19 protein-coding genes are annotated in these 22,880 nt (G+C 69.0%); 8 read left to right on the top strand and 11 right to left on the bottom strand.

The annotated features are described in order from the left end of the window. Nucleotides 1-65: 65 nt before the first annotated feature. Nucleotides 66-1,277: a pyridoxal phosphate-dependent aminotransferase gene (locus OG395_RS22925; protein WP_327244629.1), complete on the top strand. Its 1,212-nt coding sequence runs from the start codon at nucleotides 66-68 to the stop codon at nucleotides 1,275-1,277. Nucleotides 1,278-1,360: 83 nt separating this feature from the next. Beyond that, a complete protein-coding gene (locus OG395_RS22930; RefSeq protein WP_327244630.1) occupies nucleotides 1,361-1,747 on the top strand; it encodes an SCO4983 family protein in 387 nt (128 codons plus the stop codon). Between the two features lie 138 nt (nucleotides 1,748-1,885). On the opposite strand, the gene OG395_RS22935 is transcribed toward OG395_RS22930, so the two are convergent. The 3 genes from OG395_RS22935 to OG395_RS22945 form a co-directional block, all read right to left on the bottom strand. Continuing rightward, entirely contained in the window at nucleotides 1,886-3,001 is a 1,116-nt protein-coding gene (locus OG395_RS22935; protein ID WP_327244631.1) for a tetratricopeptide repeat-containing glycosyltransferase, read from the bottom strand. A 44-nt stretch (nucleotides 3,002-3,045) separates the two neighbouring features. After that, nucleotides 3,046-4,518 carry a DUF2079 domain-containing protein gene (locus tag OG395_RS22940; protein ID WP_327244632.1) on the bottom strand — a complete coding sequence of 491 codons (1,473 nt, stop codon included), beginning with the start codon at nucleotides 4,516-4,518 and terminating at the stop codon, nucleotides 3,046-3,048. 127 nt (nucleotides 4,519-4,645) lie between these two features. Beyond that, nucleotides 4,646-5,368 (bottom strand): peptidylprolyl isomerase, encoded by a 723-nt coding sequence (locus tag OG395_RS22945; protein WP_327244633.1) that lies wholly within the window; start codon nucleotides 5,366-5,368, stop codon nucleotides 4,646-4,648. A 310-nt stretch (nucleotides 5,369-5,678) separates the two neighbouring features. Between OG395_RS22945 and OG395_RS22950 the strand changes: the two genes are divergently transcribed. Further along, entirely contained in the window at nucleotides 5,679-7,034 is a 1,356-nt protein-coding gene (locus OG395_RS22950; RefSeq protein ID WP_327244634.1) for a collagen-like protein, read from the top strand. 141 nt (nucleotides 7,035-7,175) lie between these two features. Here the strand turns inward: OG395_RS22950 and OG395_RS22955 are convergent, their stop codons facing one another. Both OG395_RS22955 and OG395_RS22960 read right to left on the bottom strand, forming a co-directional pair. Continuing rightward, complete coding sequence (locus tag OG395_RS22955; protein WP_327244635.1) at nucleotides 7,176-7,517, bottom strand: hypothetical protein; 342 nt, start codon at nucleotides 7,515-7,517, stop codon at nucleotides 7,176-7,178. A gap of 457 nt (nucleotides 7,518-7,974) precedes the next feature. Next, the gene (locus tag OG395_RS22960) at nucleotides 7,975-9,798 is read right to left on the bottom strand and encodes a phosphoenolpyruvate carboxykinase (GTP) (RefSeq protein ID WP_327244636.1); all 1,824 of its coding nucleotides are present in this window, start codon (nucleotides 9,796-9,798) and stop codon (nucleotides 7,975-7,977) included. Between the two features lie 195 nt (nucleotides 9,799-9,993). On the opposite strand from OG395_RS22960, the gene trhA reads away from it, so the two are divergent. Next, nucleotides 9,994-10,704 (top strand): PAQR family membrane homeostasis protein TrhA, encoded by a 711-nt coding sequence (trhA, locus tag OG395_RS22965; protein ID WP_327244637.1) that lies wholly within the window; start codon nucleotides 9,994-9,996, stop codon nucleotides 10,702-10,704. A gap of 220 nt (nucleotides 10,705-10,924) precedes the next feature. Next, a complete protein-coding gene (locus OG395_RS22970) occupies nucleotides 10,925-11,557 on the top strand; it encodes a TetR/AcrR family transcriptional regulator (protein ID WP_327244638.1) in 633 nt (210 codons plus the stop codon). An 86-nt stretch (nucleotides 11,558-11,643) separates the two neighbouring features. On the opposite strand, the gene OG395_RS22975 is transcribed toward OG395_RS22970, so the two are convergent. Further along, entirely contained in the window at nucleotides 11,644-13,659 is a 2,016-nt protein-coding gene (locus OG395_RS22975; protein WP_327244639.1) for a thioredoxin domain-containing protein, read from the bottom strand. 175 nt (nucleotides 13,660-13,834) lie between these two features. Here OG395_RS22975 and OG395_RS22980 point away from each other — a divergent pair, with 175 nt between their 5' ends. Next, the gene (locus OG395_RS22980; RefSeq protein ID WP_327244640.1) at nucleotides 13,835-17,092 is read left to right on the top strand and encodes a tetratricopeptide repeat protein; all 3,258 of its coding nucleotides are present in this window, start codon (nucleotides 13,835-13,837) and stop codon (nucleotides 17,090-17,092) included. A gap of 88 nt (nucleotides 17,093-17,180) precedes the next feature. On the opposite strand, the gene OG395_RS22985 is transcribed toward OG395_RS22980, so the two are convergent. Next, on the bottom strand, nucleotides 17,181-17,420 hold the full coding sequence (locus OG395_RS22985) for a hypothetical protein (protein ID WP_327244641.1): 240 nt from the start codon (nucleotides 17,418-17,420) through the stop codon (nucleotides 17,181-17,183). Nucleotide 17,421: 1 nt separating this feature from the next. Continuing rightward, nucleotides 17,422-18,303 carry a mycothiol conjugate amidase Mca gene (gene mca, locus OG395_RS22990; protein WP_266982165.1) on the bottom strand — a complete coding sequence of 294 codons (882 nt, stop codon included), beginning with the start codon at nucleotides 18,301-18,303 and terminating at the stop codon, nucleotides 17,422-17,424. Nucleotides 18,304-18,456: 153 nt separating this feature from the next. On the opposite strand from mca, the gene OG395_RS22995 reads away from it, so the two are divergent. Both OG395_RS22995 and greA read left to right on the top strand, forming a co-directional pair. Then, nucleotides 18,457-18,873 carry a DUF4307 domain-containing protein gene (locus OG395_RS22995; protein WP_327244642.1) on the top strand — a complete coding sequence of 139 codons (417 nt, stop codon included), beginning with the start codon at nucleotides 18,457-18,459 and terminating at the stop codon, nucleotides 18,871-18,873. A gap of 203 nt (nucleotides 18,874-19,076) precedes the next feature. Further along, complete coding sequence (greA, locus tag OG395_RS23000) at nucleotides 19,077-19,574, top strand: transcription elongation factor GreA (protein WP_037688517.1); 498 nt, start codon at nucleotides 19,077-19,079, stop codon at nucleotides 19,572-19,574. Nucleotides 19,575-19,643: 69 nt separating this feature from the next. Here greA and OG395_RS23005 read toward each other — a convergent pair whose 3' ends face one another. From OG395_RS23005 to ilvA, 3 genes are all read right to left on the bottom strand, one after another. After that, nucleotides 19,644-20,498: an ABC transporter permease gene (locus OG395_RS23005; RefSeq protein ID WP_327244643.1), complete on the bottom strand. Its 855-nt coding sequence runs from the start codon at nucleotides 20,496-20,498 to the stop codon at nucleotides 19,644-19,646. Then, a complete protein-coding gene (locus tag OG395_RS23010) occupies nucleotides 20,495-21,517 on the bottom strand; it encodes an ATP-binding cassette domain-containing protein (protein WP_327244644.1) in 1,023 nt (340 codons plus the stop codon). Before OG395_RS23010 ends, OG395_RS23005 begins: the two co-directional genes overlap by 4 nt. A 93-nt stretch (nucleotides 21,518-21,610) precedes the next feature. Continuing rightward, nucleotides 21,611-22,840 carry a threonine ammonia-lyase gene (gene ilvA / locus OG395_RS23015; protein ID WP_266982172.1) on the bottom strand — a complete coding sequence of 410 codons (1,230 nt, stop codon included), beginning with the start codon at nucleotides 22,838-22,840 and terminating at the stop codon, nucleotides 21,611-21,613. Between the last annotated feature and the right edge of the window lie 40 nt (nucleotides 22,841-22,880).

Raw genomic sequence — 22,880 nt, forward strand, 5'->3', positions numbered from 1 at the left:
CCGGGCGGGTCAACCCGCGGGCAAACCTCGCGCACCCTGTGAAACACCACCGTATCCTCGCTGACATGCAGGTCATCCAGTCCACGAAGCTCGCCAATGTCTGTTACGAGATCCGCGGCCCCGTGCTCGAGGAGGCGATGCGGCTGGAAGCAGCCGGTCACCGCATCCTCAAGCTGAACACCGGCAACCCCGCCGCGTTCGGGTTCGAGTGCCCGCCCGAGATTCTCGAAGACATACTGCGCAACCTTTCCGGTGCGCACGGTTACGGCGACGCGAAGGGGCTGCTGTCCGCGCGCCGCGGGGTGATGCAGCACTACCAGACCAAGGGGATCCCGCTCGACGTCGAGGACATCTACCTGGGCAACGGCGTCTCCGAGCTGATCCAGATGTCGATGCAGGCGCTGCTCGACGACGGCGACGAGGTGCTCGTACCCGCACCGGACTATCCGCTGTGGACCGCCTCCGTGTCGCTGGCCGGCGGCACGGCCGTGCACTACCGGTGCGACGAGCAGGCGGACTGGATGCCGGACCTCGCCGACATCGAGCGGAAGATCACGGACCGCACCAAGGCGATCGTGATCATCAACCCGAACAATCCGACGGGTGCGGTCTACGACGACGAGATGCTGCGCGGGCTGACGGAGATCGCCCGCCGCCACAACCTGGTGGTCTGCTCCGACGAGATCTACGACCGGATCCTGTACGACGGAGCGACACACACCCCGACGGCGGCCATCGCGCCCGATCTGCTGGTGCTCACGTTCAACGGGCTCTCCAAGAACTACCGGGTGGCGGGTTACCGGTCGGGGTGGCTGGCGGTCTGCGGCCCGAAGGGGCACGCCGCCTCGTACATCGAAGGGCTGACGATCCTCGCCAATATGCGGCTCTGCGCCAATATGCCGTCGCAGCACGCGGTGGCCGCGGCGCTCGGCGGCCGGCAGTCGATCGACGACCTCGTGCTGCCGGGCGGGCGGATCCTGGAGCAGCGGGATGTCGCGTACGACCTGCTGACACAGATCCCGGGCGTCACCTGCGTGAAGCCGAAGGGGGCGCTGTACCTCTTCCCGCGGCTCGACCCCGCGGTCTACAAGATCAAGGACGACCGGCAGATGGTCCTCGACCTGCTGCGGACCGAGAAGATCATGGTCGTGCAGGGTACGGGGTTCAACTGGCCGGAGCCCGATCACTTCCGGATCGTGACGCTGCCGTCGGCCAAGGATCTGACGGACGCGGTGACCAGGATCGGCGCGTTCCTGGACGGGTACGGACAGCCCTGAGGCAGCCGGATCCCGACACCACTCAACTTTAGACTGAATCCAATGTAGGATGGTCTCCTGACCGTGAGCAGGAGGCCATCCCCATGTACGAACCGATCCGCACCAAGTCGGTCCATTCGATGGCCGACGCGGCGCAGTACCCTCACCGCACCCGCGAGGAGGAGCTGGACATCCAGCTCGCCGGGCATCTGGCCGCCCTGCTCGCCGTCACCGACGAGCTGGGGCTCGGCCGGCAGGGCGATCGCATTGCCGAGCAGGTGGCCCGGCTGCGCGGAACACCACCGGCGCGGCATGCCGCGCTGACCCGGACCGAGCCCGCCGCATTGCACCACCGGGCGCTCGCCCTCGCCGGCCGCGCGCTCGTCGTCGCCGCGTCCCGCGCGGACACCGCCGCCGCGATTCTCACCGCCGAGCGCATGGACGCACACACTGCCGCGCTGCGTGACGCCGAGCTGATCGGCGCCCCCTGACGGCCCCGGTCCGCGGGCCGGGGAGGCGCGCGGACCGGGTGCCATTCGTGTGCCGCACCCGGCCGTCTCGAGCGGCCACCGGCCTGCGACGCGGAAACACTTCCACGGCCGGGCCACCGCGGCCCCGCCGACCGTCGGTCAGGCGTTCACGAGTTCCCTCGAACCCAGCTTCTGCCGGGCGAACTCGAGGTTGCCGACCACGCGGTCGTGGTGCTCGGGGGGCACCTTGCCGCTCTCGAGGAGGTGTTGGCTGCAGCGCTCCGACTCCTCATAGTTTCCGGTCCAGTAAGCGGCTACGGCGAGTTCGTCGAGCGAGCACCAGTCGTACCACTCGAACTCGACGAACAGAATGTCTTTCGGGTATGGGATCTGCGCTGCTTGCTGCGCGAACATGTACGCGAGTGGCCACCGCTGGCCATTCGTGCGGCAGTAGCGCGCGAGTTCACCGATTGCTTCGGCGCGCGAAGGACGGCTTTCGTGCGCGCGGAGGTAGCGGTTGATCACCTCGGCCGGCGGCCTGCCGAGCTCTACCGCAAGCCGTGCGGCGTAGAGGTGGGAACAGAAGACTTCCTCCGCGAAGCCGCCCATGCCTGCCCGGCGGTCGTAGACGGCGAGTGACTTCTTCGGCTCTCCGGCATCGCGCCAGCTCTGGGCGAGGTAGAAGACGTAGCGGGAGTTGTCGGGTTCCTTGATCAGGCCTTGCTGAAGGACCTTGGCGTCGCGCAGGTACTTCTTCCGCTGCCCTTCTCCTCTCAGGCGTGCGCCGCCTCCCACCGAGAGGATGTTGGCGCCTTTGAACGTCCCGAAGGTGTACGGCGTTCCGCAGTCGATGTACTCGTGCAGGACGCCGACGTAGCGCCAGGGCAACCGGGTTGAGACCAGAGCGAGGCGCCAGTGGGTGATGGGTCCGTCGTGCAGCGCGACTTGGTAGGCGTCGTGGGTCAGCTCCGGCATGCGAAAGCCGGGCTCCACCTCCATCTCGTCATCGGCGTCGATGAACAGCAGATAGTCCGCTTCGGCGCGCGCCAGGTCGATCGCCTCGCTGCGGCTCCCGTCGTATCCCTTCCAGGGACTTTCGTGCAGGGCGCCGGGCAGGTCACTGAAGACGTCACGGATGACGTCCTGGGTGCCGTCGGTCGAGCCCGTGTCCAGAATGACCCACGTGTCGATCAAAGGGCGCACGGATTCGAGGCAGCGTCTGATGACCGGGGCCTCGTTCTTGACGATCATGTTCAGGCAGACCGTTGATTTCACGGGTCACCTCCAACTCGGTGAGACAGAAGACCGACGACACGACGTCAGCTCGGACGCTTGAGCAGTACGAAGCCCTGTTCACTGCTCACGGTGAGATAGCCCTGTGCCCGCGCAATGCCCAGGGCCTGCTGTTCCTGAAGGACGTTCAGCGGCCAGCGCTCATTGAGCGGCACCCTGGTGTCCACCATGATCCACTGAGGATTTGGGCGGCTGTCGGGCCAGCCGTAGAGGCTGGCACTCGTACGGTTCGTGAGCTGGGGCACGAGTTGATTGGACGCCTGGACCGTGGCGCCGTCAGGGATCCGGTCCATCAGACGGTGGGCGACAGCGATGCGCGGATCGTCCCGCCAGGTGGCCGGCTGGACCAACTGCCAGAACGGATACTGCGGAAGGACCAGGAGTGTGATCGCAGCGGAGCCGGCGAGGTATCGGCGCAGGCTGCTTTTGCTCGGGTTCCGTCGGATCAAGGCGTCGATGAAGGCCGCGAAGACGATCGGCATCAGCACGAGCGAATAGTGGTAGGCGGTGCCCCAGTGGGTGCTGAGCTCTGAGGCAGCCCGCCACAACAGGGTCGGCACTGCGATCCACATCAACGGGGACCGCAGGGCCAGGAACAGGGTCGGGGCCAGCACGAGCAGGAGCGTCGAGATCTTGACCTCGGGGGTGATGAGACCGATCGTGCTCTTGTACAGCAGATCCGTCAGCCCACCCTCACTGCCTTCCGAGCCGTTCAGCCAGTGCCAGTAGTCGTAGGACCCGCTCGGGCTGAAGGCCGGCAGAATGACCATCGTCGCCAACAGCGCCCCGGCCAGACCGACTGCGGCGGTTGTGATCCCGAGCTTGCGGTCGCCACGCCGGGCGATGACGAGGCCGATCACGACCACGGTGAGCCCGAGGTCCTCCTTCACCAGCAGCAGGGGCAGAGCCCAGCAGACCGCGGCACGCATCCGGCCCGTCGCGAGAGCCGTGAGTGAGTACGCGAGAAGGGGAACGGCGAAGGCCCATTCATGGAAGTCGGAGCCGACCCCGCTCGCGAGACCCCAGGAGAGGCCGTAGCAGACCCCGATGACCGCGGCGGCGGGGGAGCCCAGCGCTCGGCGCGCCCAGAGAGTCAGGGGCAGAACGCTCGCGGCGATCAGCGCCGCCTGCACCACGAGCAGGGCCATCGGCGAAGGCCACAGCCGGTAGACAGGTGCCACCAGGGCCAGAATGGGAGAGAAGTGGTCCCCCAGGATGGGAAAGTCCGGCCCCTTGATTTCGGAGACGGGCAGGTGCCCATGCGCGTAGGAGCGGACGATCTGCTCGAAGATTCCCAGGTCGAAACTGTGGGAGAGCATGCGCTGATGGATACGCAAGGACAACGTCGCGTATGTGAAGAACAGTGCTCCCGCCAGGGCCCAGATCCACCACGGGATGCCGGAGCGGCTCCCCCGAGACGGCTCGACCACCGGCCCTTCATCCACACTTGATTTTTGTTGCACCGGAAGCGTGGCGCTGTCGGTGGGTGGGGCATGCATGACTTATTCCTTCCGGAAACCGACCCTGAGGAACTCAAGATGCCAGCAGCCTTCACGGCCTGGCTCTGAGCCGCCATGTGTGCGCGCAGAATACTCCGAATAGCGGCACATCTGGGGCGTGGTGGAGTCACCCGCGCTTCTCGCGAGGGGCATTGACCGATGCCTGTCGCACCGTTACCGACTTGATGACGACAGCCTTCTTCGGCCTTCCGTCGGAGGATCCGTCCTGCGTCCCGTTCCTGGCGATCTCCTTCAGTACGTCCAATCCGCTCAGGACTTTCCCAAAGGGAGTCCACTCGGACGGCATGGAAAGATCAGGATCGGCATAACTGATGAAGAACTGACTGCCGTTCCTGCCGGGAACCGCCTTGGACATCGCCACGGTTCCGGCCGGATATTCGGCTCCGCCCAGATTCTCGTCCTGGAAGAAATAGCCAGGATCGGCCGTGCCTTCCCCTTTGGGGTCACCGCAGTCCAATACGAAAATCCCTCGGGTCGTGACGCGGTGGCACGTGCTGCCGTCGTAGTACCCCTTCCGCGCCAGGAAGGAGAAGGAGTTGGTGGTGCAGGGCGCCTTGTCGGTCAGTGCCGCGAAGGTGATGGTTCCCCGGTTGGTCACGACTTCTGCCGTGTATGGCCGAGCCGCGGCCTGGGCGTCGAAAGTGGGAATTCCCACAGCCTTGGCACCATTGGTGAGGTTGTATGAGCACGCGACCGGCGGCTTCGCATCGACGCTGTTCCCCGTCAGGGAGACCGCCGCCCATGTCAGTCCTGAAAACGTCGTGGTTACGGCGAGCGCGACCGTCGCCACCTTGACCACAGGATTCCTGGCCCTGGTGAAGAAATTCATCTTTCCTTGAAAATCCCTGACGGGCATTCGAGCCTCGATTTGGCGAGTGGGGTCTGATGAAGCATGCAGAGCGTATCCATCCGTCTGCGTGTCGGCTGCACCGACACACACTCGGAACTGAAACCACTATGGGGCTGCATGGCCCAACTCTTCGGGGCTCATCCTCTTTCGGCCCCCTTCCTCACTCTGCCGATCGCCTGAACGTCTGGTGTGTCTCGCCCACTTTCTTGCACATGCACCTGAATGTTGCGTCAGAGGCTCTGCATGCCTCGTCGAGACCACTCCATTCGGTTCCCCAAGGAGCAAATTCATGAGTCCTGAGACCAGGACCCCCTCGCGTCTGGGCCCGGTGCCCCGCGGTCGCAGGTGGCTGGCCGGCGGTGCGATGGCAACGCTGAGCCTCGTCATGCTGGGCTTTTCCAGCCCCGCGGTGGCAGCGGCCCAGAGCGCCTTCTCTCCGGGCGAGATGAACCGGCCTGTGCTTATGGGCGGTGACAAGTGCGAGAAGCAGAAGAACAAGCACGACAGGGACGAGTGCTGCGACCACCACAAGAACAAGCACGACAGGGACAAGTGCAAGGAGAAGGAGAAGGGCAAGCGCGGGCCCACCGGCCCCACCGGCCCCACCGGGCCGACGGGACCGACCGGAGCCACGGGTGAGAACGGCGAGAACGGAGCCACCGGCGCCACCGGACCGACCGGGCCCACGGGACCGACTGGAGCCACGGGAGCCACGGGACGCACCGGGGCCACGGGACGCACCGGAGCCACGGGACGCACCGGAGCCACGGGACGCACCGGAGCCACGGGACCGACCGGAGCCACGGGTCAGAACGGAGCCACCGGCGCCACCGGACCGACCGGACCCACGGGTCAGAACGGCGAGAACGGAGCCACCGGCGCCACCGGACCGACCGGACCCACGGGTCAGAACGGCGAGAACGGAGCCACCGGAGCCACCGGACCGACAGGACCGACCGGACCCACGGGACCGACCGGAGCCACGGGACGCACCGGAGCCACCGGAGCCACCGGAGCCACGGGACGCACGGGACCGACCGGACCCACCGGAGCCACGGGACGCACCGGAGCCACCGGAGCCACCGGCGCCACGGGAGCCACCGGCGCCACCGGTGGGACCGGGCCGTGCATCAACGTCACCTCGACGCAGCCCAACGGCAACGAGCAATTCCTCGGCGCACTCTTCAACGGGTCGGCGTTCTACGGTAGGCGCCACCTCGTAGACGGCGGGGGCCCGGAGAATCAAAACATCACCTTCGGACCGGCGAACACCGCAGGCTGGGGAGACCTGAGCACAATCACGGGCTTCCCCACGGACTCCCCCGTCTGCGGCATCTCGGTCGACGCCAACGGAAGTGACGCCTTCTACAAGATCATCACCACGGATGGTGACGTCTACACCCTGCACTGCGCCGCCAACGGGCAAACCCTCGTGTGCCCCGCCGAAGGTTCGCAGTGGAGGGAAGTAACGACTCTGCCGAACGCGCCGACTTTCGCCCCCAGCGAGCCGTTCGGGAACGACGAACCACTGAACCCGAGCGAGCAGTCCAGCCTGATGGACCAGCTGATGAACAGCCTCGCCGCCAACGGGGCGATGGGGCCGGGCATGGACGCAGCCGAGAAGGGACTCTCGAAGAGCCAGTAGCGGTCCTGACCTCGCTGGGATCCCTCTGAAGTGTGCCGTGCCCGGGATCGTCCGGGCACGGCACACGTGCGTGCGCCGTGCGACGCAGCCCAAGTTCCACCTGTGACCGGGTTGCCGGAGAGAATCGGCCGCTCCCGTTGCCTACTGGGATACGCACTTCACCTGACGTCCACTCAACTCGACCCGGAATGTGGGTTTCCGCGAGCAGGCCGCATCCGTGAGACGCATCGTGGGAATCGTCCTGGCGGTGCTGCTGATCGGCGGAGTGGCATTGGCCACCTCCCCCACACGAACGTGGAGGATGCGCTCCCTGGCAACGACGAAGCCGGCCCAGTACCGGCCCCCCGCGTCCTTGATCACCGTAACCGTCGACGGGACCGATGGAGGGGCCCGGGACCAGCGGACCCGTACCGGGCCGATCTTCGGCAGGTTCAGCTTCCCGTGCGGTGTGATCGACCACTTGGCGTTCGTGGTGAATCGCACACACTGGCGGTTGTCACGGTGATTTGAGATGGTCGATCAGAACAGCCACGTTCTTGGGTCGGCCGCGTGGGCGGCGAGGGCGGTGAGGCCCACAGTGGTGAGCGTCAGTGCGGCCGGCGTCGCCGCCATGCGCCGGTAGTGCCGAGACGTGTTCAACCGAGTCCCCCACAGGCTCGGTTGGCCTCCGGACGGCTCGACCGGAGGCGATGTGAAGGGACATCGAAGCCATGTGAAGGTCTCGTGTGCAACCCTGCGGCGATGTGCGGATGTTCTCTATAAAAGGGGCGGGAAAGGGCGGCCCCCGGAACCGTAAGGGGATTCCGGGGGCCGTTCCGCGGCGGGCTGTTGACCCCACAGGTCAGGGCGGATGTCGGAAGACCCGGCCGCGGGGATCGAAGGGGCGCACTTCAGGAGTACGCCCGGGTGGGCGACGCCTCGAAGGCGCCGCCCGGGGGCGTCAGCCCAGGCGCTGGACCAGCGCGCGGTACTCGTCCCACAGCTCCTTCGGCGTGTGGTCACCGAAGGTGTTGAGGTGCTCGGGGACCAGCGCCGCCTCCTCGCGCCAGACCTCCTTGTCGACCGTGAGCAGGAAGTCCAGGTCGGACTCGGAGAGGTCCAGGCCCTCGGTGTCCAGGGCGCCCTTGGCGGGCAGGATGCCGATCGGCGTCTCGACGCCCTCGGCCTTGCCCTCCAGGCGCTCGACGATCCACTTCAGAACACGGCTGTTCTCGCCGAAGCCCGGCCACACGAACTTGCCCGCGTCGTTCTTGCGGAACCAGTTCACGTAGTAGATCTTCGGGAGCTTCGCCTGGTCCTTGTCCGCGCCGACCTTGACCCAGTGGTTCATGTAGTCGCCCATGTTGTAGCCGCAGAACGGCAGCATGGCGAACGGGTCGCGGCGCAGCTCGCCGACCTTGCCCTCGGCGGCGGCGGTCTTCTCGGAGGCCACGTTGGCACCGAGGAAGACACCGTGCTGCCAGTCGAAGGACTCGGTGACCAGCGGTACGGCCGAGGCGCGGCGGCCACCGAAGAGGATGGCCGAGATCGGCACCCCCTTCGGGTCCTCCCACTCGGGCGCGATGATCGGGCACTGGCCGGCCGGGACGGTGAAGCGGGCGTTGGGGTGGGCGGCGGGCGTGTCGGACTCGGGGGTCCAGTCGTTGCCCTTCCAGTCCGTGAGGTGCGCGGGAAGCTCCTCGGTCATGCCCTCCCACCACACGTCGCCGTCGTCGGTGAGCGCGACGTTCGTGAAGACGGAGTTGCCCCACATCGTCTTCATGGCGTTGGCGTTGGTGTGCTCGCCGGTGCCGGGCGCGACACCGAAGAATCCGGCCTCGGGGTTGATCGCGTAGAGACGGCCGTCCTCGCCGAACCGCATCCAGGCGATGTCGTCGCCGATCGTCTCGACGGTCCAGCCGGAGATCGTGGGCTCCAGCATGGCCAGGTTGGTCTTGCCGCAGGCGCTCGGGAACGCGGCGGCGACGTACTTCGACTCACCCCGCGGCGGCGTGAGCTTGAGGATCAGCATGTGCTCGGCGAGCCAGCCCTCGTCGCGGGCCATGACCGAGGCGATGCGGAGCGCGTAGCACTTCTTGCCGAGCAGGGCGTTGCCGCCGTAGCCGGAGCCGTACGACCAGATCTCGCGGTCCTCGGGGAAGTGCGAGATGTACTTGGTGGAGTTGCACGGCCACGGAACGTCCTCCTGGCCCTCCTCCAGGGGCGCGCCCAGCGTGTGGACCGCCTTGACGAAGAAGCCGTCGGTGCCGAGCTCGTCGAGGACGGCCTGGCCCATGCGCGTCATGGTGCGCATCGAGACGGCGACGTACGCGGAGTCGGTGATCTCGACGCCGATCGCGGACAGCGGGGAGCCGACGGGGCCCATGCAGAACGGCACGACGTACATCGTGCGACCCCGCATGGAGCCGCGGAAGACACCCTTCTCACCGGTGAAGATCTCCCGCATCTCGGCGGGGGCCTTCCAGTGGTTCGTCGGGCCCGCGTCCTCCTCCTTCTCGGAGCAGATGAAGGTGCGGTCCTCGACGCGGGCGACATCGCTCGGGTCGGAGGCGGCGTAGTACGAGTTCGGGCGCTTGATCTCATCGAGCTTGGTGAACGTGCCCTTGGCCACGAGCTCCCCGCACAGGCGCTCGTACTCGGCTTCGGAACCGTCGCACCAGACCACACGGTCCGGCTCGGTGATGGCTGCGATCTCGTTCACCCAGGAGGCCAGCTCCTGGTGACGGGTGGGAACAGTGAGGGGAGCCGCGATGTCGCGCGCCACGATCGCTCCTTGTTGAGGGTGTCTTTGGGCAGTTGCCCCGTGGGGGCTGCGACCCGGATGCTTCGTAGCCGCTCATCCGGTGCCGACCATACTCATTTGATCATCCGACCGATTCGCCCATATGTCCAGAGGAGTGCCCACGTGAGCATCGCCACTCGCGTTCGCAACCTACGGTGGCGTAGGTAGCATGCGGTCATGACTGCTGCCGCCGCGCCCGAACCAGCCGAGGTCGAACCAGCCGAGCCGGGCCCGGCCGAATCGGCGCCGGGCCCGGTGAAGCCGCGCATGCGCGGCTGGCTGCATGCCGGAATGTTCCCCGCGGTGTTGATCGCGGGGATTGTTCTGATTGCGCTCACGGACAGTATCCGCGGCCGGATCGCCTGCGGCATCTACATCGCGACCGCATGCCTGCTCTTCGGCGTGAGCGCGATCTACCACCGCGGCACCTGGGGTCCGCGCGGCGAGGCGGTGCTGCGCCGGCTGGACCACGCCAACATCTTCCTGATCATCGCGGGCACGTACACGCCGCTGACCCTGCTGCTGCTCCCGGAGTCGACCGGGCGTCCGCTGCTCTGGGCAGTCTGGGCGGCAGCCGCCGCCGGCATCGCCTTCCGGGTGTTCTGGGTCGGCGCCCCCCGCTGGCTGTACACCCCCTGCTACATAGCGATGGGCTGGGCAGCGGTCTTCTTCCTGCCCGATTTCATGCGCACCGGCGGGATCGCGGTCCTGGTCCTGGTCGTCGTCGGCGGCCTGCTCTACAGCGCGGGCGGCGTCATCTACGGGATCAAGCGACCCAACCCGTCACCGCGGTGGTTCGGCTTCCACGAGGTCTTCCACTCGCTGACCCTGGCGGCCTTCACCGTGCATTACGTCGGCATCTCGCTGGTGGCGTACAACCACGCCTGAGCGAACCTCCTCCCCCGCCCTCAAGGGCCGCGGCTTCCGAGCCGCGGCCCTTTTCCGTGGCGAGGCATCATCACCCGGCGCCCGCCGCATCGACGGGTCACCGGCGCCGCGTCGCTGGTGACCGCGCTGCTGGTGGGGGGCCTTCTGACGGACGCCGCCCGTCGCGGACCGGGGATGCCGACGTGGTCGCGGAGTCCGTCGATGCACGAGAATGGCGACCATGGCCGCCACCTCCCGTACCTCCTCCGTCACGTCCGTCGAGGCGCAGGCCCAGCCGGGGCTGCGCGAGCGCAAGAAGCTCAAGACCCGGATGGCCATCCGCAGCGCCACGTACCGGCTGATCGCCGAACAGGGGTACGACGCGACGACGATCGAGCAGATCGCGGAGGCGGCGGAGGTGTCGCCGAGCACGGTGTTCCGGTACTTCGCGACCAAGGAGGACATCGTCCTCACCGACGAGTACGACCCCGTCGTGGAAGCGGAGATGCGGAACCGTCCCACGGACGAGCCGCCGCTGGAATCGCTGCGGATCATCATGACGGAGGCGCTGACGGCGTTCCTCGCCACCGAGGAGGAGGAACTGCGCCGGCGCACCCGGCTGATGGTGGAGGTCCCCGCGATCCGGGCACGGATATCGGAGACCATGCAGGACACGGCGAAGGTCCTGGCCCAGGTGCTCGCCGACCGGAGCGGCCGCAGCGCCGACGACCTGGAGGTCCGGGTGTTCATCGCCGCGGTGCTGGGGGCGCTGCGCGAGGTGACGTTGTACTGGGGCGAGCACGACCAGAAGGGCGACCTGATAGCGATGATCAACCGAGCCATGGACACGCTCGAGGGCGGCCTGACGCTCTGACGCAAGCGGTGCGCCGGGCCGTCGGCCCCGGTGGCGGAGACCGCGGACAGAGCGCCGGCCGGGCACGCACCGGGCTCCTCCCGGGGTCACCCCCCGAGCTTCCGCGCCAGCTCGCCCGCATCCGTGGTCGGCGCGTCGCACACAAAGTGCCGGCAGACGTACGCCGTCGGCGCCCCGCCCACCATCGGCCGGTCCACCAGCAGCGGAAACTCCGCGCCGCCGCTCTCGCCCGCCGCGACCACCGCCCCCGGCGCCCGCCCCAGCAGTGCCGTACGGTGCAGTCCGCCACCGACCGGGCCGGCGACCGCCACCTCGCGCGGGCCGTCGATCAGCGCCTCGGCAACCGCGAGACCCCACCCGATGAACCGCGGAACACGTGGCCCGAGCGCCTTCACCACCCCCAGCGCACTTTCCGCGGCCGCGCGATGGGCCTCGGATCCGGTGTGCGCGGCGTACGAGAGCAGCGCTCCGGCCGCCGCCGTCCAGCCCGCCGGAGTCGCGCTGTCGGTGGGGTCCTGCGGGCGGCGGATCAGCTGTTCGGCGTCGTCCGCCGTGTCGTACAGCTGCCCGCCCTCGCCGGTGAAGTGCTGCAGCACGATGTCGAGCAGGAAGCCGGCGAACTCCAGCCAGACACCCTCGCCGGTGACGGCGGCCAGCGCGAGGAAACCCTCCGCGACATCGCCGTAGTCCTCCAGGACCCCGGCGTTGTCACCCGCCCGGCCGTCCCTGGACGTCCGCGACAGCCGGGCGTTGTCGCCCATGTGGACCCGGACCAGCAGGTCCGCCGCCTCGGTGGCACGTTCGATCAGGTCGGGCCGGTCGAAGTACGCCCCGGTCTCGGCGAGCGCGGCGATCGCCAGACCGTTCCAGGCCGCCACCACCTTGTCGTCCCGTCCGGGACGCGCCCGCTCCTCGCGCGCCGAGAGCAGCCGGGCCCGCACGTCGGCGGCCCGGTCCGGGTCCACCGCGTCGTCGGTGCGCGGCAGTTGGAGCACGGACGCGCCCTCCTCGAAGGTGCCCGCCTCGGTCACCCCGAAGTAGTCCGCGGCGAACACGGCGTCCTGCTCTCCCAGCGCCTCGCGCAGCTGCGCGGGCGTCCACACGTAGAACGCGCCTTCCACGTGGCTGCCGCCGCCGTCCTCGCTGTCGGCGTCGAGCGCCGAGGCGAACCCGCCCTCCGCCGTGCGCAGTTCGCCCACGATGAAGTCGGCGGTCTCCAGGGCGACCCGGCGGGCCAGGTCGGAGCCCGTCGCCCGCCACAGATGGGCGTACACCCGGCAGAGCAGGGCATTGTCGTAGAGCATCTTCTCGAAGTGCGGCACGACCCATTCCCGGTCCACCGAGTAGCGGGCGAAGCCACCGGCGAGCTGGTCGTACATCCCGCCCCTGGCCATCGCCTCACAGGTGTCGGCGGCCATCTGGAGGGCGCCCTCGGCGCCGGTGCGGGCATGGTGGCGCAGCAGGAACTCGATCGTCATGGACGGCGGGAACTTCGGGGCGCCGCCGAAGCCCGCGTATTTCTCGTCGTAATCCCTGGTCAGCCCGAGCAGCGCCTGCGAGAGCTCCTGCTCGCCGGGCAGCCCCTCCCCGCCGTGAGCCAGCGAGCGGCCTGCCAGGTCGTGCACGATGCGCCCGGCGACCTCGGCGACCTCGTCGGGGCGTTCGGTCCAGGCGGCCACGACGCCTTCGAGGATCTGCCGGAAGGACGGCATGCCGTGACGGGGCGCGGGCGGGAAGTACGTACCGAAGTAGAAGGGTTCGGCGTCGGCGGTCAGGAAGACGGTCATCGGCCAGCCGCCCTGACCGGTCGCCGCCTGCACCGCCTCCATGTACACGGCGTCGACGTCGGGCCGCTCCTCGCGGTCGACCTTCACCGGGACGAAGTGCGCGTTCAGATACGTCGCAAGCTCCACGTCCTCGAACGATTCGTGCGCCATCACATGGCACCAATGACAGCTCGCATAGCCGACGCTGAGCAGCACCGGCACGTTCCGCCGGCGCGCCTCCTCGAACGCCTCGGGCGACCACGGCCACCAGTCGACCGGGTTGTCCGCGTGCTGAAGGAGGTACGGGGAGGTGACCTGCGCGAGTCGATTGGACATGCCCCCATCCTTGCGCACGTGGCGGAGCCCCCGCCGCACGCCACGGTCCGGGCACCGGCCTCTCACCCGGCGACCCCCAACCGATCTCCTTGCTCTCTCGCGCCCATCCGCCGTAGACAGGACACTTGGTGCTGTGTCAGCTGATGCGGAACGCGGCGGTCGGAGGGGGACGGGCATGCGGGACAGCCACCGGGCTGAAGCCGAACGGATGTTGGTACGCGCCGTGGAGGAGGAAGTACGCCGTTCGGGGGGCAGGGCCGACGCGGGTGCGCTGACGGCGCGCGGGCGGGCGGCGCTCGACTCGCTGGCGGCGAGCGCGGCCGAGGAGTACGCCGCGTACACGCAGGCGCTCGATGCGATGGAGGCCGGGCGGAAACCCCTGTCGCAGCAGTTCAGCAAGGCGGCGATGGGAACTCCCCTGCTGGTCACGGGGGTCGCCGCGGCAGCGGCGTTCGGCGCCGATCTCGCGTTCGGTACGGCGGCGGGGCCGGCGCTCGGCGCGGGCGCCGTCGTCGCCGTCGCGGGCGCCACGGCCACCGTCGTCAAGGCGACCGCCTCGCATTGGCCCGCCGCCCACCGGCACGCGGGTGCGGCGGGCCAGCCCGGCGGGCCCGAACAGCTGCGGCTGCAGTGGCTGGCGGCGCTGGAGGTGCGGGGCATCCGCCCGTTCCTGGACCAGCAGCGGATGCTGAGCGCGTCGTCCCGTACGCCGAAGAAGAAGGCCGCCGCCGTCGTGCCGCAGCTGCGCGGCGGTGACCGCAGTGCGGCGGCGCGCAGGCGGTCGCTGCTCGACCAGTCCTTCGGGCATCTACCCGCCCCCGACGGACCGTTCGCCGGCCGCCGGGCCGAGCTGGCGCAGGTCGCCCAGTGGGTGCACGCGGCACGCGCGTCGACGGAGACCAAGCCGACCGTCGTCGTCCTGCACGGCACGCCCGGCTCCGGGCGCACGGCACTCGCGGTGCGGGCGGCGCATGAGCTGAAGGACCAGTTCCGGGGCGCGTGCGTGGTGGATCTGCGTTCCGATGTCACCGGCGAGAACCCGCTGCCGACCCGCGACGCGCTGCTGCACCTGCTGAACCGGCTCGGCGCGCCGCGCGAACAGCTGCTGTTCCGGGATGGGGTCTCCCCTGATCGAGCGGAGTCGGGATCCCGGGGCAGGTCCTCCGCCGAGCAGCAGGTGCGACGGCTCAGCGAGCTCTACCACCAGCATCTGACCGGCACGCCCGTGACGATCGTCCTCGACGACGCCGGCGACCCGGCGCAGGTCCGTACGCTCATACCGGAGCGCTCCGACAGCCTGGTTCTTGTCACCGCCCGCGCCCCCCTCGACCTGCCTGCCGATATTCCGGCGTGGGTGCATCAGCTGCCCGTGGGCCCGCTGGACGCGGCGGGTGCGGAGGAGCTGCTGCGCGTGTCGGCGCAGGAGGAGGAGCAGGGGCCGTACGACTCCCAGTCGACGGACGCGATCGCCGAGCTGTGCGGTGGGCTGCCGCTGGCGCTGCGGGTCGCGGGTTCCTCGCTCGGGCCGCGTACCCGCACGGCACTGGCCGCCGAACTCGCCGCGTACGGTCCCGTCGCGCCCGTCGAACGGGCTCTGTGGCTGCGCTACACCGACCAGTCCGAGCAGGCGCGGAGGCTGCTGCGCCGGCTCGCGCTGGCCGGGCGCGCCAGCCTGGGCGCGGCGGCGGCCGCGGCGCTGCTGTCCGCCGAGGAACAGGAGGCGCAGTCGCTGCTGACGGCCCTGTCCCGGGCCGGGCTGCTCGACCATGTGCGGGGTACGCGCTACCGGCTGCACGATCTCGTACGGGGTTTCGCCCTGGCCCGGCTGCGCGACGAGGAGGAGGAGGCGGACCGTACCGCCGCGCAGGAGCGGCTGATCCACAACTATGCGGAGCTCGCCGGTGCGGTGATCCGGATGGTGGACGGGAAGATGTCCACCCGGGCTGGGCAGTTCGGTTCGCACGGGTTCGGTTCGCTGGACGCGGCACTGCACTGGCTGGACGACGAGTCGAGTTTCATCACCTCCGCGCTGCGGCATGCGGAGGGCGTCGACCAGGGGGCCGTGCTGGACCTGCTGGGCGCACTGTGTGACTACTGCCTGCTGCGCGGCGACCTCTACCGCCTGGGTGAGATCAGCGAGCTGACGCAGGCCGTCGACAAGGGGCTGCTGGAACGGTCGGTCCAGTGGCGTACGGGCATCGCGGCCCGGCAGCTCGGCGAGCTGGACAAGGCCCGCACCACACTGTCCTCGGTCGTCGGTCTCTACCGCGAGGCGCAGAACGACGCGGGCACGGCGCTGGCGCTCTGCTCGCTCGGTATCACCCTGCACCACCAGGGCAACCTCACCGAGGCGTCGGCGCGGCTGCGCGAGGCGATCGCGCTGCAGTCCTCCGACGGACAGGCCGAGGACCGGGCGTGGTCGCTGCACGCCCTGGCCGCCGTCGAGCGCGACCGGGCGAACCTGGCGGAGGCCCTGACCCTCCTCGACACGGCGCTGACCCTGCACCGGGAGGGCGAGTCGCTGCACGGCGAGGCGTGGACACAGTTCCAGCTGGGCCAGGTGCTGCTGCGGATGGGCGATGTGCCCGGGGCCGAGGAGACGCTGCGTACGGCCCTGGACCTGTACGGCCGCACCCGTGACGAGCGCGGCGAGGCGTGGGCGCTGACCCAGCTGGCCCGCGCCCGGCTGCTCGACGGCGACCCGGACCCGGCGGTCGACGAGTTGCGCCGGGCGCTCTCCCGCCACCGTGACAACGAGGACGCGCGCGGTGAGGCGTGGACGCTGTACTACCTGGGCCAGGCGCTGGAGGAGGCGGGCGACACCGACCAGGCGGTGCGGGAGCTGGAGCGGTCGCGCACGATGTTCTCCCGGATGCGGGACGTCTACGGGCTGGCGTGTGCCCGGCACCACTCGGGCCGGGTCACCCGCGACCAGCGGGCCGCCCGGACCGGCAATCTGCGCAACTCCGGTTTCGCCCGTCAGCTCCTGGCCGATGCCCGGGCCGACTTCCGGCGCATCGGTGTCGCCCACGGCGAGGCGTGGACGTGTCTGGAACTGGCCCTGGTCGACGCGGGGAACAACCGGGCGGCCCAGGCACTCGCGCTGTGCGACGAGGCGGTGGCGCTGTTCGACTCGTACGGCGACACGCGGGGCGCCGACTGGGCCCGCTTCCTGCGCTGCACTCTGCTGCCGTACGCGTCGGCGGGCGGCACGGAGGTGGGCACCGTGGTGGCCCAGCAGGAACTCGCCGACCTGCTCCGGGCCGGGCACCCGAACCGCGACAGCGAGCTGGTGGACCGCGCGGAGGCGTTCACCGTGGTCCTGAACCGCGGGATCGACCTGGAGGACGGCTGGCAGGCCTGGCGCCTGGGCATGACCCCGACCCGCCACGCCCGGGAAATCATGGGCGTGGCAGTGGAAGCACGGTCATAGCCGCCGTCCCGGCACCCTCGCCGGACGGGCCTTTCAAGCCCGTCCGGCGATTGAGGACAAAGACGCCAACGGGTTGCGCCGGAACCCGCTACTTCGCGGACCCGGCCCCCGCCCCGGATACGTCGGCCCCGACCGACCCCGCATCCGGATCCGGCGCCTCCTCGAAGTTCACCTTGCCCATGTGCCGGTTCATGGACTTCATCAGCAGCCACACGCCCACCGCGAGCGCCGCGAAGACGAGGAAGCCGAGGACGCCGGGTGTCACCTTGTTCTTGTCGAACTCCTCGGCGAGAGGAACGACGTGGGTCAGTGCCTGGGTCGCGTACATATCAGGCATTGTCGCGGATGCCCGCGAAGAGGTCGCTCTCGGGGAGGGAGGTATCGACGAGAGACTTCGCCAGCTCGTACTCCTCGGTCGGCCAGACCTCCCGCTGGATGTCCATCGGCACCCGGAACCAGCCGCCGTCCGGGTCGATCTGCGTGGCGTGCGCGATCAGCGCCTTGTCCCGGATCTCGAAGAACTCCGCGCACGGAACGTGCGTGGTCAGCGTCCGCTCGACGCGCTCGAACTCCTTCCAGCGCTCCAGCCACTCGCCGTAGGGCGACTCCAGACCGCGGGCGAGCAGCGCCTCGTGCAGCGCCACCGTGCGCGGACGGTTGAAGCCCTGGTTGTAGTAGAGCTTCTGCGGCTGCCAGGCGGGGCCGAATTCGGTCTCGGGGAACGTCTCGGTGTCCGCGGCGCCCTCGAACGCGATCATCGTGATCGTGTGGGTCATGATGTGGTCGGGGTGCGGGTAGCCGCCGTTCTCGTCGTACGTGGTGATGACCTGCGGCCGGAACGCGCGGATGGAGCGGACGAGACGCCCCGCGGCCTTCTCCTCGTCCTCCAGTGCGAAGCAGCCCTCGGGCAGCGGGGGCAGCGGGTCGCCCTCGGGCAGCCCCGAGTCGACGAAGCCGAGCCACTCCTGCTTGACGCCCAGGATCTCCCGGGCCTCGTCCATCTCCTTCTTCCGTACCTCGTGGATGTGCTCCTCGATGTACGGGTCGCCCTGGAGTTTCGGGTTGAGGATGGAGCCTCGTTCGCCTCCCGTGCAGGTCACAACCAGCACGTCCACCCCCTCGGACACATACTTGGCCATGGTGGCCGCGCCCTTGCTCGACTCGTCGTCGGGGTGGGCGTGGACGGCCATCAGTCGAAGCTGCTCAGTCAAGACTCGATCCTCAGTGATTCGGCCGCCACCGAGTGGTGCCGTCCCGGAGGGACGTCGGTGTGGGGCGGCGGTCGGGTGGCGGGTGAGAGGCTTCTATAGTGACCGAACCGGGGGGCGGAAAATTCCTCGATCCCCGGTACGGGAGGAACGATCATGGCTGCGGTGCGTGAAGCACTTCCGGAGGGCCGCTACGGGCGCTCCGCGGACGAGCGCGCGGACCGCAAGCTCAAGATCATCGGCTCGGTGCTGGGCGTCGCACTGCTCGGCGTGGTCGGCTGGATCGGTTACGACTACGTGGCAGGCCAGGGAATCAGCGCCGAAGTGATCAAGTTCAGGATCGCTTCGGACGACCGGGTCGACATCCACCTCGAGGTGCGCAAGGACCGGGACGCGAAGGGGTACTGCACGCTCCGCTCCCAGCAGGTGGACGGCAGCGACGTGGCCCGGAAGGACATCCGCTTCGACGACCGTTCCGACCGGATCGACCGGATCGTCTCGTTGCGTACGACCTCGCGGGCGACCAGCGTCGAGCTGCTGGGCTGCACGGTTGACGGCGGGTCGTCGAACTGACCGGAACGGACCTGCTCTGACCTGCGATTATCGCCGCTGGCCTGCGTTGACGCGGTCATAGCGGTTTACCTTCTCCCCCTTTTCCTGGGGAATTGTTAGGCTCGTGGTTTCGCCCACCCGTGGAGGCACATGCTTCTGGGTAGGGCGATGCTTTGTATTCCCAGTACCGACGCTTGAATATCCAGTACCGACTAGGAGCACCTGTGACCCAGACCAGCGAAAACGTCACCTGGCTCACGCAGGAGGCGTACAACCAGCTCAAGGCCGAGCTGGAGTACCTGTCTGGTCCCGCGCGCACGGAGATCGCCGTCAAGATCGCGGCGGCCCGTGAGGAGGGTGACCTCCGGGAGAACGGCGGGTACCACGCGGCCAAGGAGGAGCAGGGCAAGATGGAGTTGCGGGTGCGCCAGCTCACCCAGCTCCTGGAGCATGCGAAGGTCGGCGAGGCCCCCGCCGACGACGGCGTGGTCGAGCCCGGCATGGTCGTCACCATCGCGTTCGACGGTGACCCCGACGACACCATGACGTTCCTGCTCGCCTCCCGCGAGTACGCGAGCGCGGACATCGAGACGTACTCTCCGCAGTCTCCGCTCGGTACCGGCGTGAACGGCAAGAAGATGGGCGAGGACGCCGAGTACGAGCTGCCGAACGGCAAGCGGGCCTCGGTGAAGATCCTCGCGGCGAAGCCCTACTCGGGCTGAGCCGGCCACCGGACACGGCAGAACACCAGGAAGCCCCGGCCGCCGACGGCCGGGGCTTCCTGGTGTTCCTCAGGCGGTCGCCGAGCGGTACTTGCGGACCGCGAGGGTTCGGAAGACCACGATGATCAGCACGGACCAGATCAGCGAGGCCCAGACGGCATGCTGCATCGGCCAGGCATCGGACGGGGAGACGCCCGGGTTCCCGAAGAGCTCTCGGCAGGCCTGGACGGTCGCGCTGAACGGGTTCCATTCGGCGACCGGCTGGAGCCAGCTCGCCATGTTCTCGGTGGGCACGAAGGCGTTCGAGATGAACGTGACGGGGAAGAGCCAGATGAGACCGCCCGACGTGGCCGCCTCGGGGGTGCGGACCGACAGACCGATCAGCGCCCCGATCCAGGAGAAGGCGTACCCCAGCAGGAGCAGCAGCGCGAAGCCGCCCAGCACCTTGCCGACGTTCTCATCGGTGCGCCAGCCGACCAGCAGGGCGACGACCGCGAGAACGACCAGGGTGAGCGTCGTCTGGACGAGGTCGGCGAGCGTACGGCCGGTCAGGACCGCGCCGCGCGCCATCGGCAGCGAGCGGAACCGGTCGATGAGGCCCTTGTGCATGTCGTCCGCGATGCCCGCACCGGCGCCCGCGGTGGCGAAGGTCACGGTCTGCGCGAAGATGCCCGCCATCAGGAAGTTGCGGTAGTCACTGGGGCTGGTGGAACCGCCGATCATCATGGAGCCGCCGAAGACGTAGCTGAACAGCACCACGAACATGATCGGCTGGATCAGCCCGAAGATCACCATCTCCGGGATCCGGGTCATCCGGATCAGATTCCGCTTGGCGACGACGAGGGAGTCGCGGACCGACCCGCCGATGCCGCCGCCCGCCCTGGGGGCTGCCGCGAGGTGCGGCGTGTCCGTCGTGGCAGTCACTTGCTGACCTCCTGTCCGGCCTTCCTGCCGGTCTGCGCGCCGATACCCGGGACCGTCCCGTTCTCGTCGGTCTCCGGCGCCTCGGCGACATGGCCGGTGAGCGAGAGGAACACGTCGTCGAGGGTCGGGCGGCGCAGTCCGATGTCGTCGATCTCGACCCCGCGGGTGTCGAGATCACGGATGATCTCGGCGAGCAGCTTGGCGCCGCCGAAGACCGGGACCGTCAGTTTGCGGGTGTGCTGGGCGACAGTGACCTCACCCTTGCCGAGGTTGGTGAGGACGGCGCGGGCCGGATCGATCTGGTCGGGGTGGTGAACCACGACCTCGACGCGCTCGCCGCCGGTCCTGGCCTTCAGTTCGTCGGACGTGCCACGGGCGATGACGAGACCGTGGTCGATGACACAGATGTTGTGCGCCAGATGGTCGGCCTCCTCCAGATACTGCGTGGTCAGCAGCAGCGTGGTGCCGCCTGCGACGAGCTCCTCGATGACCTCCCACAGCTGCTGGCGGTTGCGCGGGTCGAGTCCGGTCGTCGGCTCGTCCATGAACATCACCGGCGGGGAGACGACGAGCGCCGCCGCCAGGTCGAGGCGGCGGCGCATACCACCGGAGTACGTCTTCGCGGGGCGGTCGGCCGCGTCCGCGAGGTTGAACCGCTCCAGCAGCCGCACCGCACGGGCCTTCGCGTCGCGACTGCTCATCTGGTAGAGCTGACCGACCATCTGCAGGTTCTCGCGGCCGGTCAGATACTCGTCGACCGCGGCGAACTGGCCGGAGAGGCCGATCGAGCGGCGAACCTCGTTGGGTTTCTTCAGCACGTCGATGCCTGCCACGACGGCCCGGCCGCTGTCGGGTTTGAGCAGCGTCGTGAGGACACGCACGGCAGTCGTCTTGCCTGCGCCGTTGGGACCGAGGAGGCCCAGGACCGTGCCCTCCGGCACGTCGAGATCAACACCGCCGAGTGCTCGTACATCGCCGAAGGTCTTCACCAGACCTTCGGCGTAGATGGCGCCTGGCATACGGGATTCCCCCAGAGCGTTCGTTGGCTTCCTCGACAGATCCTAGGTTTACGCACCTCTCCCCGCCCGGCGAACGCCCAACCTGACGGAATGTCAGTCCGTCACCAGGTAGCCCGCACCACGCAGCTCCGCGGTGACCTCCTCGCAGTGCTCGGGACCCTTGGTCTCCAGATGCAGGTCGACCTCCGCCTCGGTGAGTCCGAGGCGCGGATCGGTCCGCACATGGCCGATGTCGAGGATGTTCGCGTCGGCGACGGTCAGCACGGAGAGCAGCGTGGCCAGTGCCCCCGGGCGGTCCGTGAGCCGGACCCGCAGGCTGAGATAGCGGCCGGCGGTCGCCATGCCGTGGGTGAGGATGCGCTGCATCAGCAGCGGGTCGACATTGCCGCCCGACAGCAGGGCGACGACCGGTCCGCGGAACGACTCCGGGTCGCTCAGCAGCGCCGCCACCGGGCTCGCCCCCGCCGGTTCGACGACCAGCTTCGCCCGCTCCAGACAGAGCAGCAGCGCGCTGGAGAGTTCGGCCTCGGAGACCGTGCGGACCTCGTCGACCAGCTCCCGGACGAGCTCGAACGGTACGTCGCCGGGGCGCCCCACCTTGATGCCGTCCGCCATCGTCTGGAGCGAGCCGATCGCCACCGGGTGGCCGGCGGCGAGCGACGGCGGGTAGCAGGCGGCGCCCGCCGCCTGGACTCCGACGATCCGCACGTCGGGCCGGATCGCCTTCACGGCCACGGCGATGCCCGCGGCGAGTCCGCCGCCGCCGATCCCGACGACGATGGTGCGGACCTCCGGGCACTGTTCGAGGATCTCCAGGCCCACGGTGCCCTGTCCGGCGATGATGTCCGGGTGGTCGAAGGGGTGGATGAAGACGGCGCCGGTCTCCTGGGCGTACTCCTCGGCGGCGGCGAGGGTCTCGTCGACGACGTGGCCGTGCAGCCGGACCTCGGCGCCGTACTCGCGGGTCGCGGCGACCTTCGGCAGCGGCGCCCCGACCGGCATGAAGACCGTTGAGCGTACGCCGAGCAGCGCAGACGCGAGTGCGACACCCTGCGCATGGTTTCCGGCGCTTGCGGCGACGACTCCGGCCGCGCGCTCGACCGGGGAGAGGCCTGCGATCCGCACGTACGCGCCGCGCAGCTTGAACGAGCCGGTCCGCTGCAGGTTCTCGCACTTGAAGTGCACAGGCGCGCCGACCAGCCCGGACAGGTGACGGCTGCCCTCCATCGGGGTCATCCGGGCCACGCCGGAGAGCATCTTCCGTGCGCCGCGGACGTCGTCGAGGATCACTGGGGGAAACGGGTGTGGCGTACGGAAGTTCATAACCGCAAGTCTTGCAGCTGGACGCGGGGCCGGACGCCGT

Source organism: Streptomyces sp. NBC_01320 (assembly GCF_035974375.1).
GTDB lineage: Bacteria > Actinomycetota > Actinomycetes > Streptomycetales > Streptomycetaceae > Streptomyces > Streptomyces yanii.